Source organism: Hahnella aquatica (SeqCode) (assembly GCF_965194505.1).
In the GTDB taxonomy this organism is placed as follows: domain Bacteria; phylum Pseudomonadota; class Gammaproteobacteria; order Burkholderiales; family Burkholderiaceae_A; genus Hahnella; species Hahnella aquatica.
Genome location: NZ_OZ239144.1, coordinates 346,119 through 362,460, shown reverse-complemented (window position 1 = coordinate 362,460; position 16,342 = coordinate 346,119). Strand labels below are relative to the sequence as shown.

At 64.8% G+C, this 16,342-nt stretch carries 15 protein-coding genes; 2 read left to right on the top strand and 13 right to left on the bottom strand.

The features are described 5' to 3' along the window. The first annotated feature begins 33 nt into the window (after positions 1-33). Complete coding sequence (gene murJ / locus AC8GDA_RS01840; RefSeq protein WP_506556618.1) at positions 34-1,641, top strand: murein biosynthesis integral membrane protein MurJ; 1,608 nt, start codon at positions 34-36, stop codon at positions 1,639-1,641. Positions 1,642-1,651: 10 nt separating this feature from the next. Then, positions 1,652-2,530, top strand: coding sequence for a pyrroline-5-carboxylate reductase (proC, locus tag AC8GDA_RS01835; protein ID WP_506556617.1), 879 nt, complete (start codon positions 1,652-1,654; stop codon positions 2,528-2,530). On the opposite strand, the gene ubiA is transcribed toward proC, so the two are convergent. The 13 genes from ubiA to AC8GDA_RS01770 form a co-directional block, all read right to left on the bottom strand. Further along, entirely contained in the window at positions 2,498-3,424 is a 927-nt protein-coding gene (gene ubiA / locus AC8GDA_RS01830; protein ID WP_506556616.1) for a 4-hydroxybenzoate octaprenyltransferase, read from the bottom strand. The genes proC and ubiA overlap by 33 nt on opposite strands. Beyond that, a complete protein-coding gene (locus AC8GDA_RS01825) occupies positions 3,421-3,735 on the bottom strand; it encodes a ComEA family DNA-binding protein (RefSeq protein WP_506556615.1) in 315 nt (104 codons plus the stop codon). Before AC8GDA_RS01825 ends, ubiA begins: the two co-directional genes overlap by 4 nt. A 60-nt stretch (positions 3,736-3,795) precedes the next feature. After that, positions 3,796-4,851 (bottom strand): ADP-glyceromanno-heptose 6-epimerase, encoded by a 1,056-nt coding sequence (gene rfaD, locus AC8GDA_RS01820; protein ID WP_506556614.1) that lies wholly within the window; start codon positions 4,849-4,851, stop codon positions 3,796-3,798. After that, entirely contained in the window at positions 4,848-5,777 is a 930-nt protein-coding gene (rfaE1, locus tag AC8GDA_RS01815) for a D-glycero-beta-D-manno-heptose-7-phosphate kinase (protein WP_506556613.1), read from the bottom strand. Before rfaE1 ends, rfaD begins: the two co-directional genes overlap by 4 nt. Before the next feature lie 6 nt (positions 5,778-5,783). Then, on the bottom strand, positions 5,784-6,527 hold the full coding sequence (locus AC8GDA_RS01810) for a hypothetical protein (RefSeq protein WP_506556612.1): 744 nt from the start codon (positions 6,525-6,527) through the stop codon (positions 5,784-5,786). Between the two features lie 6 nt (positions 6,528-6,533). Beyond that, positions 6,534-6,842 carry an integration host factor subunit beta gene (locus AC8GDA_RS01805; RefSeq protein ID WP_506556611.1) on the bottom strand — a complete coding sequence of 103 codons (309 nt, stop codon included), beginning with the start codon at positions 6,840-6,842 and terminating at the stop codon, positions 6,534-6,536. 24 nt (positions 6,843-6,866) lie between these two features. Continuing rightward, positions 6,867-8,603, bottom strand: coding sequence for a 30S ribosomal protein S1 (gene rpsA / locus AC8GDA_RS01800; RefSeq protein ID WP_506556610.1), 1,737 nt, complete (start codon positions 8,601-8,603; stop codon positions 6,867-6,869). A gap of 143 nt (positions 8,604-8,746) precedes the next feature. Beyond that, entirely contained in the window at positions 8,747-11,029 is a 2,283-nt protein-coding gene (aroA, locus tag AC8GDA_RS01795) for a 3-phosphoshikimate 1-carboxyvinyltransferase (protein WP_506556609.1), read from the bottom strand. A 14-nt stretch (positions 11,030-11,043) separates the two neighbouring features. Beyond that, positions 11,044-11,964, bottom strand: coding sequence for a prephenate dehydrogenase (locus tag AC8GDA_RS01790; RefSeq protein ID WP_506556608.1), 921 nt, complete (start codon positions 11,962-11,964; stop codon positions 11,044-11,046). After that, entirely contained in the window at positions 11,964-13,103 is a 1,140-nt protein-coding gene (hisC, locus tag AC8GDA_RS01785; protein ID WP_506556607.1) for a histidinol-phosphate transaminase, read from the bottom strand. The genes AC8GDA_RS01790 and hisC overlap by 1 nt, the downstream gene beginning before the upstream one ends. 27 nt (positions 13,104-13,130) lie before the next feature. Further along, positions 13,131-14,243: a prephenate dehydratase gene (pheA, locus tag AC8GDA_RS01780; protein ID WP_506556606.1), complete on the bottom strand. Its 1,113-nt coding sequence runs from the start codon at positions 14,241-14,243 to the stop codon at positions 13,131-13,133. After that, entirely contained in the window at positions 14,240-15,382 is a 1,143-nt protein-coding gene (gene serC / locus AC8GDA_RS01775; RefSeq protein WP_506556605.1) for a 3-phosphoserine/phosphohydroxythreonine transaminase, read from the bottom strand. The genes pheA and serC overlap by 4 nt, the downstream gene beginning before the upstream one ends. A gap of 3 nt (positions 15,383-15,385) precedes the next feature. Next, complete coding sequence (locus tag AC8GDA_RS01770; RefSeq protein WP_506556604.1) at positions 15,386-16,339, bottom strand: AEC family transporter; 954 nt, start codon at positions 16,337-16,339, stop codon at positions 15,386-15,388. Positions 16,340-16,342: the final 3 nt, after the last annotated feature.

Genomic DNA, 16,342 nt, shown 5'->3' with positions numbered 1-16,342 from the left:
TGAAAAGGAAAGCCTGTCACTATAGCGTCTTAGATGAATCTACTCAAGACCGTCGCCACCGTCAGTGGCCTGACCTTGATTTCCCGAATCACTGGGCTGGCCCGCGAGACCCTCACGGCCAGCCTGTTTGGCGCCGGCGCCCAGACCGACGCCTTCTTTGTGGCCTTCCGGCTTCCCAACCTGCTTCGACGCCTGTTTGCCGAAGGCGCCTTCAGCCAGGCCTTTGTGCCGGTACTCGGCCAGGTCAAGGCCCAGGAGGGCGAGCATCCCGCCCGCCGGCTGGCCAGCCAGGTCGCCCTGCTCCTGCTGGTCGTGCTCACCCTCATCACGGCGCTGGCCATTCTGGCCGCCCCCCTGCTGGTCTGGCTCATGACCGGCGGCTTCTCGGGCGACACGACAAGGTTCGAGCTGGCCACGGCCATGACCCGCTGGATGTTCCCCTACATCGTGCTGATCTCCATGGTGGCCCTGGCCGCAGGGGTGCTCAATACCTGGTCATCCTTCAAGCTGCCCGCCTTCACGCCGGTGCTGCTCAACCTTGCTTTCATTGCCGCAGCCCTCTTTCTGGCCCCCCGACTCGAGACCCCCATCTGGGCGCTCGTGGTGGCCGTGCTCGTGGGCGGCGTCGCCCAGGTGGGCCTGCAGCTCTGGGGGCTCCATCGGCTGGGTCTGCTCGCAGACATTCCCGGGCTTTTCCTCAAGCCCTTTCGAAGCCTGGCCGAGGCCTGGCGCAACCCCTCGGTGCGCCGCATGCTACGGCTCATGCTGCCGGCGAGCCTGGCCGTCTCGGTGGCCCAGATCAGCCTGGTCATCAACACCCACATCGCCTCTCGGCTCGAGACCGGCAGCGTCTCCTGGCTCACCTATGCCGACCGGCTCATGGAGTTCCCCACCGCGCTGCTGGGTGTGGCCCTGGCCACCGTGCTGCTGCCCAGCCTCACCAAGGCCCACGGCGAGAACGACCCAGCCCGCGTCTCAGCACTGATCGACTGGGGCCTCCGACTGGTGGTGCTGCTGGCCGTGCCCGCCTCGATCGGCCTGGCCCTGCTGGCCGAGCCCCTGGCCGCCAGCCTCTTTCACTACGGTGCATTCCGGGCCAACGACCTCATGATGACGGCCCAGGCCATGATGGCCTACGCCGTGGGCCTGCTCGGACTCATTGGCGTGAAGGTGCTCGCACCCGGCTTCTATGCCCAGCAGAATGTGAGAACGCCCGTGAAGATCGCCATCTTCACCCTGGTGCTCACGCAGCTGCTCAACCTTGTCTTCGTGCCCGTGCTCGACCATGCCGGCCTGGCCCTGGCCACGAGCGTGGCCGCCCTGTGCAACGCAGGCCTGCTGCTCATTCGGCTTCGTCAAAAAGGAAGTTACACACCGGAGGCCGGCTGGGGATGGCTCTGGCTCAAGGTGATCGTCTCGGGGCTGGCCATGGCCGCCGTCTGCTGGAGTGCTGCGAGCCACTTCAACTGGGTGGCCTTGCAGGCAGAACCCTTTACGCGGCTGGGGGCGCTCTTTGGCATCGTGCTCGTCTCGGCCCTGTGCTACCTGCTCATGCTCACCGTGCTGAGGGTTCGCTGGCAAGACTTCCTGCGACGCGTTCCCTCCGCATCCACCTCAGCACCCACCCCACCATCCCCGTGAGGCCCAGACCATGACCCGCTCCTCCCCCATTCGTCTCACCAGCCTTGGCGGCGGCAACATGGCGCAGGCCCTGCTGGCCGGGCTGCTGCGCTCGCCTGCGCCCGTGTCTGAACTCGTGGTCATTGAGCCCGTGGCGGCCACGCGCACTGTCATCGAGACCTCCATTGGTGCCCAGGCCTTGTCTGCAGGCGTGGCCCTGCACTGCTTCAGTGCCGTGGAAGAGGCCATTCACCTGCCACCGAGCGACTGGCTGCTCCTCGCCGTCAAGCCACAGCAGGCAAGAGACGCACTCACTGCCGTCTCTCCATCGGCCAAGGCATGGCTGCATGCGCCCGCCCTGCTCTCCATTGCCGCGGGCCTGCCCATGTCGGTGCTCGCCGGCTGGGTGGGTCACCACCGGCTCGTGCGTGGCATGCCCAACACCCCCGCCCTCGTGGGCCAGGGCATCAGTGGCGCCTTCGCAGACCCGAGCCTTCCTGCATCCGCGCGCGATCAAGCCCACCGGCTGCTGCAGGCCGTGGGGCCCGTGCTCTGGGTCGACCACGAGACACTGCTCGATGCCGTGACCGCACTGTCTGGCTCCGGCCCGGCCTATGTCTTTCGTTTCATTGAAGGGCTCACCTCGGCGGGCGTGGCACTCGGGCTCTCCGCCGAGCAGTCCCAGCAGCTCGCCAAGGCCACGGTCTCAGGTGCCATGGCCCTGCTGCAGGCCTCGCCCGAGGGGCCCGCAAGCCTTCGCGAGAAGGTGACCTCCAAGGGGGGCACCACCGAGGCGGCCTTGAAGGCGTTGGAGCACGGTGGCTTTGTGCCGCTGATCGAGGCTGCCCTCAAGGCCGCAGCAGACCGAGCCGCTGCCTTAGGGGACGAGCGTCGTCGAGAGGCCCAGTAGGCTCACCGCTGCAAAGTCGGCGGCCATGCCGACGAACAAAATGGCGCCCAGCCAATGATGCCGCTGGAACACCCAGAAGCTGTCTTCTCGGCTGCGACTGCGAAGCCGCCACCACAGGTGCACGGAATAGACCATGGCCGCCAGCCAGCCAGCCCAATAGACCACGCCCAACTGGAAGAAAAGCGGCAGGCTGGCCATGACCGACAGGAAGATGGCCTGGCAGAGGCCCACCGCCAGCAGGTCGAAGCGGCCGAAGGTGCGGGCACTGCTGCGCAGGCCCAGCCGGGTGTCATCGTCACGGTCCACCATGGCGTAGGCCGTGTCATAGGCCACGGCCCAGACCAGATTGCCCAACATGATCAGCCAGGCCGCCATCGGCACCTGACCGTGCGTGTCCGCGAAGGCCATCGGAATGCCAAAGCCAAAGGCCAGTCCCAAGATGGCCTGGGGCACGGGGAAGAATCGTTTGAAGTAGGGGTAGATCGCCGCCACAAACACCGCCAGGTAGGCGTACTGCACGGCCAGGTCGTTGAGAAAATGCAGCAGGCTGGCCGCGGCTGCAAGCAGCACCACCGCCACCAGCACGGCCTCGACCACCGAGACCGCCCCCGTGGCCAAGACCCGCTGCGAGGTGCGGGCTACAGCACCATCAAAGCGCCGGTCGGCCAGGTCGTTGAGCACGCAGCCGGCTGCCCGCATCAGGATGGTTCCCGCCACAAAGACCGCCAGCCGGGGCAGGTCTGGCAGGCCTTGGGCCGCAATCCACAGCGCCCAGAGCGTGGGCCAGAGCAAAAGCAGAATGCCCACGGGCTTGTCGAACCGCGCCAGTCGCCAATACAAGACCGGGCGACTGGGCTGCGGTGTGGTCTCAGGCGCGTCGGGGCTTGGTGTCATTTCTCCATTTTAGGCGGCCGCGTGGGCTCGGGAATTTTCTGAGCCGGCACCGTGAGGCCATTGGACTGCAGCTTGGCCAGGGTCTTCTCGCCAATGCCGCTCACCCGGCGGCTGAGGTCTGCAGGGCTGCGGAAGGGGCCGCGCTGCTCCCGCTCGGCCAAGATTCGGGCCGACATGGCCGGCCCAATGCCGCGCACCGACTCGAGCTCCGCCTGCGTGGCCCGGTTCACATCCACACGCGCAAAGCTCGCGCTCGCGAGCCCAAGCCACAAGGCGCCCAACACCCATCCCAAGGTCTTTCTGGATTGCATTTCTGATCGTCCTTTCAATTCGCCAGACAGAAGGGCCGCACGGGCGACCCTGACGAACGATCAGCCCCGCGGTGCTCCCGCATCCAGGCCCAGCCTGGCCCGCACATACCGGGCCACACCCTCCTGCACCGAGAGAAACGCGCCAGCGTAGCCAGCCGCGCGCAGTCGGGTTAGGTCGGCCTGCGTATGACTTTGGTATTTCCCTTTGAGGGCCTCTGGAAAATCGATGTAGACAATTTGGCCGGCCTTCACGAGCGCCTCGGTGGTCATGGCAGGCTTGCCCTCTTGTTCGCGCAGGGTGTTGATCACGGCCGTGGCCACCTCGTTGAAGGTCTGTGCCCGGCCAGTGCCCAGGTTGAAAATGCCGTGGGTCTTGGGCTCCCGAAGGGCCTGGTCCAGGAAATGCAGATTGACCCGAACCACATCCTCCACGGACACAAAGTCGCGCTGCTGACAGCCGGCCGCCCAGCCCTCGTGGCCCGTAAAGAGGCGCACCAGGCCCTCGGCGCGAAACTGATTAAAGTGGTGAAAGGCCACCGAGGCCATGCGGCCCTTGTGCTGCTCGCGCGGCCCATACACATTGAAGTAGCGAAAGCCCACCACGGGTGCGCGGGCCGACGACGCCCGGCGCCGCACGACCTGGTCGAAGAGGAACTTGGAATAGCCGTAGATGTTGAGCGGGGCCTCATGGGCACGGTCTTCCGTGAAGACAGTGCTGCCACCATAGACGGCGGCAGACGATGCATAGAGCAGCGGCACACCCTGCGCCTGGCACCAGTCATAGAACTCGCACGAGACACGGTGGTTGTTATCCATCATGTACTGACCGTCGGTCTCCATGGTGTCGGAGCAGGCCCCCTGATGCAGCACAGCCCGAATGGGCGCAAGGCCGCGGGCAGCGAGCCAATCGTTGAAGTCGGAGGGCCGGCCCGTGACCAGCCTGCGGCATTCATCGCGGTCCAGGTAATCGGCAATGTCGCAGTCGATGAGGTTCAGGAAGCGGTCGGCCTCACGCAGCGTGTCCACCGCCACAACCTGCTGCTCACCCCGGTCATTCAGGGCCTTGACCAGGTTGCTGCCAATGAAGCCTGCCGCGCCCGTCACAAGAATCGTCATGGCTGCACTCCCGAGAAAAGTTCGTCGTGTCGAATGGCGGCCGTGCCCAACTTGCCCACCACAATGCCGCCCGCCCGATTGGCCAGGGGCACTGCGGCCTCAACCGACAGGCCAGCGGCCATGGCGGCAGCCAGCGTGGCAATGACCGTGTCGCCTGCACCACTCACATCGAAGACCTCACGGGCCTGGGCGGGAACATGCAGTGTCTTCTGGTTCGCCGAAAAGAGGGTCATGCCATCTTCGCTGCGCGTGACCAGCAGGTGATCCAGGCCCAGCGATGCCCGCAGGGACTCCGCCCTGGTGGCGAAGTCTGCTTCGTCGGTGGCGCGGCCCACCACCTGGAAGAACTCGCTGCGGTTGGGCGTGAGCATGGTAGCCCCCGCATATCGGGCGTAGTCGTCACCCTTGGGGTCCACCAGAATGGGGCGGCCCATCTCTCGGGCCATGCGAATGAAATCTCGGATGTGGGTGAGGCCACCCTTGCCATAGTCCGACATCACCACGAGATCGACTGCTGCGAGGGCGCGTTCAAACTCGGCGCGCTTGTTGTGCAGGGCCTCGTGGGTGGGCTGCGCCTCGAAGTCCAGGCGCACCAATTGTTGCTGGCGACCAATGACCCGCAGCTTGAGCGTGGTCGCAATGGCCGGGTCTTCGATGACCCGGTCTTCAATGCCCTCTTGGGCCAGGAGCTGGCGAAGGGTTCTACCCGCCTCGTCTGGACCCACCACGCCCATGAGCATGGGCTTGGCGCCGAGCGAGGCGAGGTTGCGAGCCACGTTGGCCGCGCCACCCAGTCGCTCTTCCTGGCGTGCAATGCGCACCACGGGCACTGGGGCCTCGGGCGAGATGCGATCGACATCGCCCATCCAGTAACGGTCGAGCATGAGGTCGCCGACCACCAGCACGCGTGCAGAAGAAAAGTCCATGACCGATTATGCGATGGGCCGAAGGCTGTCCCAGCTGCGGCAGCCCGGACACTGCCAGGACGGCTGTCGCGCCTGAAAGCCACACTGCACACAAACCTGCAGGCCACCCGTGGACTCGGGGGCCGATGGGCTGGAGAGCCTTGGATGGCTGGGCAGCAGGCTGCGGGCCTCCTCGAGGCGATTCAATTCCATGAGCAGGTGAAAGCGCAGGGCAGCCGGAGGCTTTGCATCGGCGCACTGCGAGAGGCGGTCGAGGGCCGAGAGGGCATCGGCCCAGCGGCGCTGACGCTGCATGAGGTCCACCAACAAAGTCAGGGCAGTGGCTGCATGCACGGGGGAGGCCGAGAGCAGCTCGAGGCTGTCTTGCGCACGATCCATGATGCCGGCATCCATGTAGTCACGGGCCAGCTCCAGCAGGCAGGCCTCACGAAGGGCTGCGGGCAGCCGCTGCCGGCCGAGCAAGGAGAGGTGCACCTCAATGGCCCGGTCGGGCTCACCGACGCGTCGGAAGAGACTGCCCACCGCCTGCTGCAATTCCAGGGCATCGGGATTCTCGCGCACGGCCGCCAGCAGGGCGTCCACGGCAGCGCGTGGCTGCTGGTCCACCAGCGCGAGCAATGCTTGAATGAGTTGCCCCTGGGCCGGATCGGCCGCACGCTCAGACTGACGGCGATCCAGTCGGGCCGTGAACCAGCCCAGGCCAAACAAAATGGGCAGGGCCAGGAGCCAGAGGGGATCGACCGGGATCAAGGCAGGTCAGGCCTGTTGGTTCACGCGCAGGCGCAGGTCTTTTCCGGGCTTGAAGTGCGGCACCCGCTTGGCCGGCACCGCCACCTCTTCGCCAGACTTTGGATTGCGGCCCACACGCGGTGGCCGGCTGTTGACCGAGAAGGTTCCAAAGCCACGAATCTCAATGCGATGACCCTGGATCAGCGCCTGGCTCAATGCCTCGAGCAGCAGGCGAACCGAGACCTCACAATCTTTTTGGACCAGTTGGGCGTTGAGGCCCAGGGCCGGGTTGTTCAGACGCTCAGCCAGACGAAGAATGAGTTCAGACTTGGTCATGGCTGAGCGCGCTGGGCGAACCCCTTAGGCGTCTGGCTGCCCGTCGAGTTTGGCCTTCAACAGAGCACCAAGGTTGGTCGTGCCGGACGACCCGGAACTCTCCGAGGCCATCTTCTGCATGACATCGGCCGCCTCGGCGTTGTCCTTGGCCTTGATCGAAAGGTTGATCGTGCGGGTCTTGCGATCGACGTTGACGATCATGGCCTCCACGGTGTCGCCTTCCTTCATGTGGCTGCGGGCATCTTCCACGCGGTCGCGGGAGATGTCCGATGCGCGAAGGTAGCCCTCGACATCATCGGCCAGGCCAATGGTGGCGCCCTTGGCATCGACCGACTTCACCGTGCCCGTGACAACCATGCCCTTTTCAAAGCGGCCGCCGCCCGTGCTGGGGGTGCCAGCACCGCCAGTGGGATCGCCCTGCATCTGCTTGATGCCCAGGGAGATGCGCTCACGCTCGACATCGATGGCCAGCACCACGGCCTCGACCTCATCGCCCTTCTTGTAGTTGCGAACCGCCTCCTCGCCCGCCTCAGACCAGGAGAGGTCGGAGAGGTGAACCAGGCCATCGATGTTGCCATTGAGGCCGATGAAGACGCCGAAGTCGGTGATGGACTTGATCTGACCGCTGACCTTGTCGCCCTTGGCCACCGTGGCCGCGAACTCCTGCCAGGGGTTGGCACGGCACTGCTTCATGCCCAGCGAAATGCGGCGACGCTCGCCGTCGATCTCCAGCACCATGACCTCGGTCTCGTCGCCCACCTGAACCACCTTGCCGGGGTTCACGTTCTTGTTGGTCCAGTCCATTTCAGACACATGGACCAGGCCTTCGATGCCGGGCTCGATCTCCACGAATGCACCGTAGTCGGTGATGTTCGTGACCTTGCCGAACATGCGGGTGCCCTGGGGGTAGCGGCGTGCAATGCCATCCCACGGGTCGTCGCCCAGCTGCTTGATGCCCAGGGACACACGGTTCTTGTCCTGATCGAAGCGCAGCACCTTGGCCGTGACTTCTTGGCCCACGGTGAGCACCTCGGAGGGGTGACGCACACGGCGCCAGGCCATGTCGGTGATGTGCAGCAGGCCATCGATGCCACCGAGGTCGACGAATGCGCCGTAGTCGGTGATGTTCTTAACCAGGCCAGTGACCACGGCGCCCTCTTTGAGGGTCTCCATGAGCTTGCCGCGCTCTTCGCCCATGGAGGTCTCGACCACCGCACGGCGGGAGAGCACCACGTTGTTGCGCTTGCGATCGAGCTTGATGACCTTGAACTCCAGGGTCTTGTTCTCGATGTGGGAAGTGTCCTTCATGGGACGGGTGTCGACCAGCGAACCGGGCAGGAAGGCGCGGATGCCATTGGTCATGACCGTGAGACCACCCTTGACCTTGCCGGTTACGGTGCCCACCACCAGCTCGCCCGACTCCAGGGCCTGCTCCAGGCTCACCCAGGCGGCCAGACGCTTGGCGCGGTCGCGCGAGAGGCGGGTTTCACCGCGGCCATCCTCGAGCGACTCGATTGCAACCGACACAAAGTCGCCCTCTTTGACATCGAGTTCACCTTGGTCGTTGTGGAATTCTTCGACGGGAATGAAGCTTTCAGACTTCAGCCCTGCATTGACCACCACATGGTTCTGGTCGATGCGCAGCACCTCTGCGGTGATGACTTCTCCCGCGCGCATTTCTTGGCGGGCAATGGATTCAGCAAATAAAGCGGCAAACGAATCAGGTGCAGGTGCACCTTGTTGGTTAAGTTGAGCGGACATTCAAAAAGGTTTCCAGTTTCACATCGCCCAACAGCGTGGACGATGGCGTTGATCGAAGGCCTTTGGCGGGCCTGCGAGAAAATGACCGCGCCCGAGGGACGCAGCCGGCTAGCCCAATAGAATAGTCTGAAAAACCTGCTGGATCAAATGGTTGTCGCGGGGCCGTGCGGTGCTCGGCCCGCCCCGGCCGCAACCGCCTCAAGAACCGCCGCCACCGCAGCCTCAATCCCACAGTCGGTGGTGTCGAGGTAGACCACACCCTGGCCGGGCATGAACTTCAGGGGGGCCACGGCCCGGTTGGCATCGCGGGCATCGCGGGCGGCCAGGTCGGCCGTGATGGTGGCGAGGTCCGCCGCCTCACCGCGGGCACGCAACTGGTTGACACGGCGGGCGGCTCTGGCCTCGGCCGTGGCCGTGAGGAAGACCTTGGTCTGCGCCTGCGGAAAGACCACCGAGCCCATGTCTCGCCCATCGGCAACCAGGCCAGGCAGGCGGGCGAAGTCCCGCTGCCTGCGCAGCAGCGCCTGGCGCACCGCGGGGATGGCTGCCACCTCCGAGGCCCGGTTGCCCACCACCTCAGCTCGAATCTCGGCGCTCACATCACGGCCATCGAGCCAGATCACCTCACCCTCAAAGCCAATGTCCATGGATGCCGCCAGTGCACCGAGGCCCTGGGCGTCTGTGGGTGGCAGCCCTTTGTTCATGCTGGCCAAGGCCAGCAGCCGATAGAGGGCGCCGCTGTCCAAGTAGGCAAAGCCCAGTGCTTGGGCCACGCGGCTGGCCACGGTGCCCTTGCCCGATGCCGTGGGCCCGTCGATGGCGACCACCGGCACGGCCTGGGCGCAGATGTCGGCGAAGGCATCAAAGTAAGTGGGGAAGGTCTTGTTCACGCAGGCGGGGTCTTCAATGGTGATGGACCGGACCTGCTCTGATCTCGGCTCGGGAGAATGCCCCCGCGTCTCGACCGAATACACCACGGTCTCACCGACGGGGGCATTAACCCCCTCGCCAAAATTCGGGTGACTCTCGTCGGGTGCCTGAACCCCCTCGCCAGGTTGCCAGCGCTTCTCGCCGCCGATTGAAGACCCCTCGCCAGCGTGCTTGACCTGCTGCGCGAGGTCACCAGCGTGAGAAAAGCTCGCCAGCGCGAAGGACATTGCCACGCGGTGGTCGTCGTAGGTGTGAATGGATGCTGAGCGCAGGGTGGTCGGTGGCGTGATCACAATGAAGTCGGCCCCCTCCTCCACGGCCGCGCCCAACTTTCGGGCCTCGGCGGCCATGGCCGCGATGCGATCGGTTTCCTTCACCCGCCATGAACCAATGTTGCGAAGGCGCGTGGGTGTCTTGGCGTAGAGGGCCACGGCCACCAGGGTCATGGCCGCATCGGGAATGTGATTGCAGTCGAGGTCCACGCCCTGCACCACGGGCCGGCCACTCGCATCTCGCGCGGCCGCGCAACTCTCGATGAAATCCTCACCCCAGGTGATTTCCGCACCCATGGCCTGCAGGGCATCTGCAAATCGCACATCACCCTGCAGGCTCGTGCGGCCCACACCCTGCACCCGCACGGGCCCACCACCCAAAAGGCCCGCTGCCAGGAAGTAAGACGCAGACGAGGCATCGCCCTCCACCACCAGACGACCAGGGCTCATCAAGACACCCGGCTGCACCACAAAGCAATTGGGCTGCGGTTCGGCCACGCGCACACCAAAGGCCGCGAGCATGCCCAGGGACAAATCAACATACGGCCGGCTGATGAGTGGGCCATCCACTTCAATGGTCACGGGCCGCCCCCACTGCTGGGCCAATTGCGGCGCCGCCTGCAAGAGGCCTGTGAGGAATTGGCTCGAGGTGTCACCACGCACGCGAATGACCTCCTGCTCGGCCAAGGCCACGCCCGTCACACGTAGCGGCGGAAAGCCTTCGTTGCCCTGGTAGTGAATGTCGGCACCCAATTGACGAAGGCCGTCCACCAGATCGCCAATCGGCCGCTCGTGCATGCGCGGCACACCGCGCAGCACTGCGTGAGACCCCGTGCCGGCCTGGGCCACCACCATGGCCGGCAGCAGGGTGCGAATCGTCAAGCCCGAGTTGCCCACGAAACAGTCGATGAGCGAGGCGGCCGAGCCCTTCTCCGGAAACACGCCGCCCGTGCCTTCCACTCGCCAGATTGAAGACCCCGGCGAGTTGTGGGTTGGATTGTCGATCGAGTTGTCCGTTGCGGCCGTCTCCGTGAGCGACACCCCAAGGCGCCGCAGGCAGTCGATCATCACCGCCGTGTCGTCGGAGGCCAGCAGCCCATGAATCTCCGTGGTGCCCTTTGCCAGGGCGGCCAGCAGCAGCGCGCGATTGCTCAGGCTCTTGCTGCCCGGCAGCACCACCGTGCCACGGGCCCCTTCGCGGCAGTCCATCGTGTAGGACGTCATGAGAGACGGGCTGCTCAAAACCCCCTCCGCCAGCGTGCGGCGTCCTCCAGAAGAGCCACCAGTCGAGCGCGGTCGGCGTCGGCCACGGCCTTGCTCAATTGACCGAACGACTGCTCCCAGGCCGAGATCAATGGAAGCAGTTCAGACCGGTTGTCCAAAAGAATGTCGGCCCACAGGCTGGCAGACGAGGCTGCAATGCGTGTGGTGTCTCGCAGTCCGCCACCGTGCAACGTTTGGGCGAGGCCGGCCACCGGCGTGTGGGCCAGCAGGCCCGCCAGCCCATAGGCCAAGAGGTGCGGGAAGTGACTGATCGCGGCCAGAACGGCATCGTGGTCTTGCAGGGGCAGTCGGGTGGGCTGACCACCCAGGCTCAGCCAGAAGGATTCCACCGCGGCCACCGCAGCGGGCGTGTTCTCGGGAAGGTCGCAGACCAGAATGCGTGCATCTTGAAACAAGGTGGCGCTGGCTGCTTGCGCGCCGCTGGCCTCCGATCCCGCCATCGGGTGAGTCGGCACGAAACGCGCGCGCAAGGCCGACTCGGCTGGGTGGCCACGCAGGCCGTTCAAGGCTTCCAAGAAGGCATGCTTGGTGCTGCCAAGTTCGGTGACCCAGGCGGGGGAGATCTCTTGAAAATGATCGGCCAGGCTTGCAAGGCTATTCGCAATCACAGGCACCGGCGCCGCCAACACCACGGCCGTGGTGCCCGAGGCGGGGGGATTGGTGCCGGATGAACCCGATCCAGCCGAAGATCCTGCGTGCGAAGCCTGCCAGGCCTGAAGGCTCTCAAACTGTTCATCGGCCAAGCCCAGGCGCAGTGCGGCCTGGGCTGGGTCCGGGTCGATCACAACAATGCGTTCTGCAAGCCCTTTGGCACGGGCCGCAGCCGCCACCGATCCACCAATCAGGCCGGCGCCCAGAATGACCAACTGCTGCATCAGGCGGCCAGACCCGGCAAGACCTGGGCCATCGCCTTTAGGAAGGCATCGTTCTCCGCAGCCGTGCCAATCGAAATGCGCAGATGGTCGAGCAGCCCATAGTTGCCCACCGGTCGTGTGATCACGCCCTTGGCCAACAAGGCTTCAAAGCACCGACCACCCGCACCGGCCTTCGTGCCTCGGTGGGAGGACAAATCGGCCAACACAAAGTTGCCCCAAGAAGGCAACACGCTCACACCAAGTGCGGCAAGCCCCGAACGCATTTGCGCCAGGCCCTCGCGGTTGAGCTGGGCCGAGGCGGCGAGAAAGTCCTCATCGAAGAGCGCGGCAGCGGCGGCGGCCTGGGCCAGGCTGTTCACATTGAAGGGCTGGCGCACCCGGTTGAGCAGGTCGGTCACCGCGGGCTGCGCCACCCCATAGCCCACACGCAGGCCCGCAAGGCCATAGGCCTTGGAAAACGATCGCGAGACCAACAGGTTCGGGAAGCTGCGCACCCAGTCGAAAGCAGGGTAACGATCCTCAGGCTCGAGGTATTCCGTGTAGGCCTCATCGAGCACAACCAAGACATCGGAGGGCACCTGCTTCAAGAAGGATTCAATGTCAGCGCCCGGCAGAAAACTGCCCGTGGGGTTGTTCGGGTTGGCCACCCAGACCACGGCTGTGTTCGAATCGATGCGGGAAAGAAAGCTCGAGAGGTCGTGGCCCAGGGTGTCAGCCAGGGCCGGCACCACCACGGCCGTGCCACCGGTGGCCTGCGTGGCCAGGGCATAAACAGCAAACGAATGTGCCGAGAAGACCGAGGCACGGCCTGGCCGCAGAAAGGCGTGGGCCACGAGCTCCAGGATGTCGTTGCTGCCGTTGCCAATCGTGATCCAGTCTGCCGGCAGGTCAAAACGCTTGGACAAGGCCGCCTTGAGGTCATGGCCATTGCCATCCGGGTATCGGCCCAGGTCTTGGCTGGCCGCGAGCATGGCCGCGCGCGCCTTCGGGCCCATGCCCAGCGGATTCTCATTGGAGGCAAGCTTGACCACCTGCGCCTCCGAGAAGCCATAGCGCCGCGCAATCTCAGAGATGGGAAGGCCGCCCTGATAGGGGGCGATGGCCCGAATGTGCTCAGGTGCCTGGTCTTGAATGGCCATGTCGTGTGCCTTGTGCGTGCAGGTCGCTCAGGCCGGCGGGGCCGTGAGCTTGTCGAATAAAGGGTAGGAGCCCAAGAGCTTGAAGAGGCCGGCCCGGGCACGAATCTCATCCAAGGCTGCGGCCACGCTCGCGTCCTCGCGGTGGCCCACGAGGTCCACATAAAAAAAGTACTCCCAGCCGCCGCTGCCCAACTGCCGGGCGGGTCGCGACTCAAAGCGTTTCATCGACACGCCATGGCGGGCCAGTGGTTCGATGAGCGAGAGCATGGCCCCAGCCTTGTCCGGCACCGAGAGAATCAGCGAGGTCTGGTCGGTGCCACAGCCCTCGGGCTCAAAGGCCCCCAGTGCTGCAAAGCGCGTGCGATTGCTCGGGTCGTCCTCGATGCGATCGGCCAAGGTCTGCAACTTGTAATGCTCGGCGGCAGCCTGTCCTGCGATGGCCGCCAGGCTTGGATCCTTCGAGGCCATTTCGGCCGCATGGCCATTGCTGGCCACGGCAATGCGGTCGGCCTTGGGCCAATGGGCGTCGAGCCACTGCTGGCATTGGGCCAGCGCCTGGGCATGGGCCACGATCTGCGTGACTGCCGCAGTCTCACCAGTGGCATGCAGCAGCCGATGATGAATCGGGATCGAGACCTCGGCGCTGATCTTCAAGGGCGTGCTCAGCAGCAGATCAAGCGTGCGGCCCACCGTGCCCTCAATCGAGTTCTCCACGGGCAGCAGTGCAACATCCACCAGGCCCTTCTCGGCCATCGCCAGCGCCTCATCCAGCGAGGCGCAGGGGAAGTAGGCCGCGCGATGCCCAAAGAGAACCCGAACCGCTTGTTCGCTGTAGGTGCCTGCAGGGCCGAGATAAGAAATGCGCATCTCACGCTCGAGCGCCCGGCAACCAGAAATGATTTCCAGCCAAATGGCCGCAATGGATTGGTCCGGCAATGGGCCTTGAAGGTCTCGGTTGGCCGCACACATCCGCTCGATGATGGCCACCTCCCGCTCGGGGCGGAAAACGGCCGCGCCCACCTTGTGCTTGTTGCGGCCGACCTCCTGCACGATGGAGGCCCGCTCGGCCAGCAGGGCAATGAGCTGGTCATCGAGGGCATCGATGCGGTCTCGAAACGACTTGAGCATCTCGGGGGTCATGCATGCTCCTTCTCAAAGGCCTGAAGGTAATCCACCAAGGCCACCACACCCTCGAGCGGCATGGCGTTGTAGATGCTCGCACGCAGGCCACCCACCGCCTTGTGGCCCTTGAGGTTGAGCAGGCCACGGTCGTTGGCCCCCACCAGGAAGGGCTCATAGAGGCGGTCGTCCGGCAGGTAGAAGGGCACGTTCATCCACGAGCGCGCTGCGCGGGCCACACGGGTCTGATAAAAATCCGAGCCATCGAGGGTGCCATAGAGCATCGCAGCCTTCTGGCCATTGATGCGGCCCATGGCCTCGGTACCACCCTGGGCCTCCAGCCATTCAAAGACCAGGCCCGCCATGTAAATGGCGAAGGTTGAGGGTGTGTTGAGCAGCGACTGGTTCGCGGCCACCTTGCGATAGTCGAAGACCGATGGGCAGATGCCCATGGCTGCGGGGGCCGTGGTCTCCAAGAGGGCCTTGTTCACAATCACAAACGTGAGGCCCGAGGGGCCGATGTTCTTCTGGGCGCCACCGTAGGCGAGCGCCACCGTTGAGAAGTCCATGGGCCGCGACAAAATATGGCTGGACATGTCGATCACCAGCGGCACGTTGGGGATACCCAGGCTGGCCATGTCGGGCCACTGGTGGAACTCCACACCGCCAATGGTCTCGTTGCCACAGATGTGCAGGTAGGCCGCATCCGGCCGCACCGACCAATCCTTCACAGGTGGGATGTAACCAAATGCACCGCAGGCCTGGTCATCCATGCGCTGGGGCGCCTCGGCCGAGGCCACCACATGCATGTCGCCATACTTGCGGGCCTCCTCCAGCGACTTCGTCGACCAATGCCCCATGTTGAGGTAATCGCACTTGGCGTTGGATGCGAGCAGGTTCATGGGCACGATGGCGTTCTGCGCCGTGGCGCCGCCCTGCATGAAGAGAATCTCGTGGGTGTCCGGGAGCGCAAGCAGCCGGCGAAAGTCGGCGAGCACCTTCTCGTGGATGCCCGAGAACAGCGCGCCGCGATGGGTCATTTCCATGACTGACATGCCACTGCCCCGCCAGTTCACCATCTCGTCGGCAGCCCGCGCGAGCACTGGCTCTGGCAGCGTGGCAGGGCCGGGCGCGAAGTTGTAAGGACGATGGCTGGGCACGGGTTATCTCACATGGGCAAACTGCGACAAGACATAGGGTAGCGAAATTACAGACAAGGCCGTGGTGGCTGCCACCGCCGTGGCTGCCATCGAGACGCCCTGGTTGTAGCGCTGCGTGAGCAGGTAAGGGTTGGCGCCCGTGGGCAGTGCGCCCATGGTCGTGAGCACCGCCACGGCCAGCGGCTCGAGTTCAAATACAAATTGGGCCAACAGGAAAACCACCGCCGGCATCAGGGCGAGCTTGAAGAGGATGATCAGGCCCACCCCGCGGGCCTGGAACCGATTGCGGGCATGAAAGACCGAGGCCCCGAGCAGCACCAGACAGCAGGGCACCCCCACCTGGCCCAGGGCGGCCAGCGTGGAGTCGATGAGGATGGGCATGGGAATGGCGAAGTAGCTCACCACCACGCCCAGCAGAATGGGCACCACCACCGGGTGCAGCACCGCGGTCTGCACCAGTTGCCGGGCCGTGAGCCAACGGCTCTGAGGCGAGCGGCCCTTGCTGGTGAGTTCAAAGACCAAGGTGCCAAAGCCCAGCAGCACCAGCGCATGCATCGAGAGCACCGTGAGCAGCACCACCAGGCCCTCGGGGCCGTAGAAGAGCTTCACAATGGGAATGCCCACCATGACATTGTTCGAGAAGATGGCGCAAATGGCCGTGGCCGCCGACAAGCCCACCACCGACTCCTGCCGGTCGGCCCGTGGCCCCCAGTAGCGGGCCACCACAAAGGCCAGTGCATACATGAGCAGGCCAGCCGTGAGGTAACTCAGAATCGGCGTGACGCTCAGGGATTCAAAGGAGACCGAGGCCATCGACCGAAACAACAAGGCCGGCATGAAGACCCGAAGCACCAGCCCCGAGAACAGGTTGGTCGAGGCCTCGTCGATCCAGCCCAGCCATGCCACCAGGATCCCGACCGAGACGATCAGGAAGACCTGAAGAAGGGCGTCTGTCACACC

Bases quoted from the DNA above. Each gene is read 5' to 3' on its own strand.
- murJ (WP_506556618.1), top strand. From the start codon at position 34: ATGAATCTACTCAAGACCGTCGCCACCGTCAGTGGCCTGACCTTGATT.
- proC (WP_506556617.1), top strand. From the start codon at position 1,652: ATGACCCGCTCCTCCCCCATTCGTCTCACCAGCCTTGGCGGCGGCAAC.
- ubiA (WP_506556616.1), bottom strand. From the start codon at position 3,424: ATGACACCAAGCCCCGACGCGCCTGAGACCACACCGCAGCCCAGTCGC.
- AC8GDA_RS01825 (WP_506556615.1), bottom strand. From the start codon at position 3,735: ATGCAATCCAGAAAGACCTTGGGATGGGTGTTGGGCGCCTTGTGGCTT.
- rfaD (WP_506556614.1), bottom strand. From the start codon at position 4,851: ATGACGATTCTTGTGACGGGCGCGGCAGGCTTCATTGGCAGCAACCTG.
- rfaE1 (WP_506556613.1), bottom strand. From the start codon at position 5,777: ATGGACTTTTCTTCTGCACGCGTGCTGGTGGTCGGCGACCTCATGCTC.
- AC8GDA_RS01805 (WP_506556611.1), bottom strand. From the start codon at position 6,842: ATGACCAAGTCTGAACTCATTCTTCGTCTGGCTGAGCGTCTGAACAAC.
- rpsA (WP_506556610.1), bottom strand. From the start codon at position 8,603: ATGTCCGCTCAACTTAACCAACAAGGTGCACCTGCACCTGATTCGTTT.
- aroA (WP_506556609.1), bottom strand. From the start codon at position 11,029: ATGACGTCCTACACGATGGACTGCCGCGAAGGGGCCCGTGGCACGGTG.
- AC8GDA_RS01790 (WP_506556608.1), bottom strand. From the start codon at position 11,964: ATGCAGCAGTTGGTCATTCTGGGCGCCGGCCTGATTGGTGGATCGGTG.
- hisC (WP_506556607.1), bottom strand. From the start codon at position 13,103: ATGGCCATTCAAGACCAGGCACCTGAGCACATTCGGGCCATCGCCCCC.
- pheA (WP_506556606.1), bottom strand. From the start codon at position 14,243: ATGACCCCCGAGATGCTCAAGTCGTTTCGAGACCGCATCGATGCCCTC.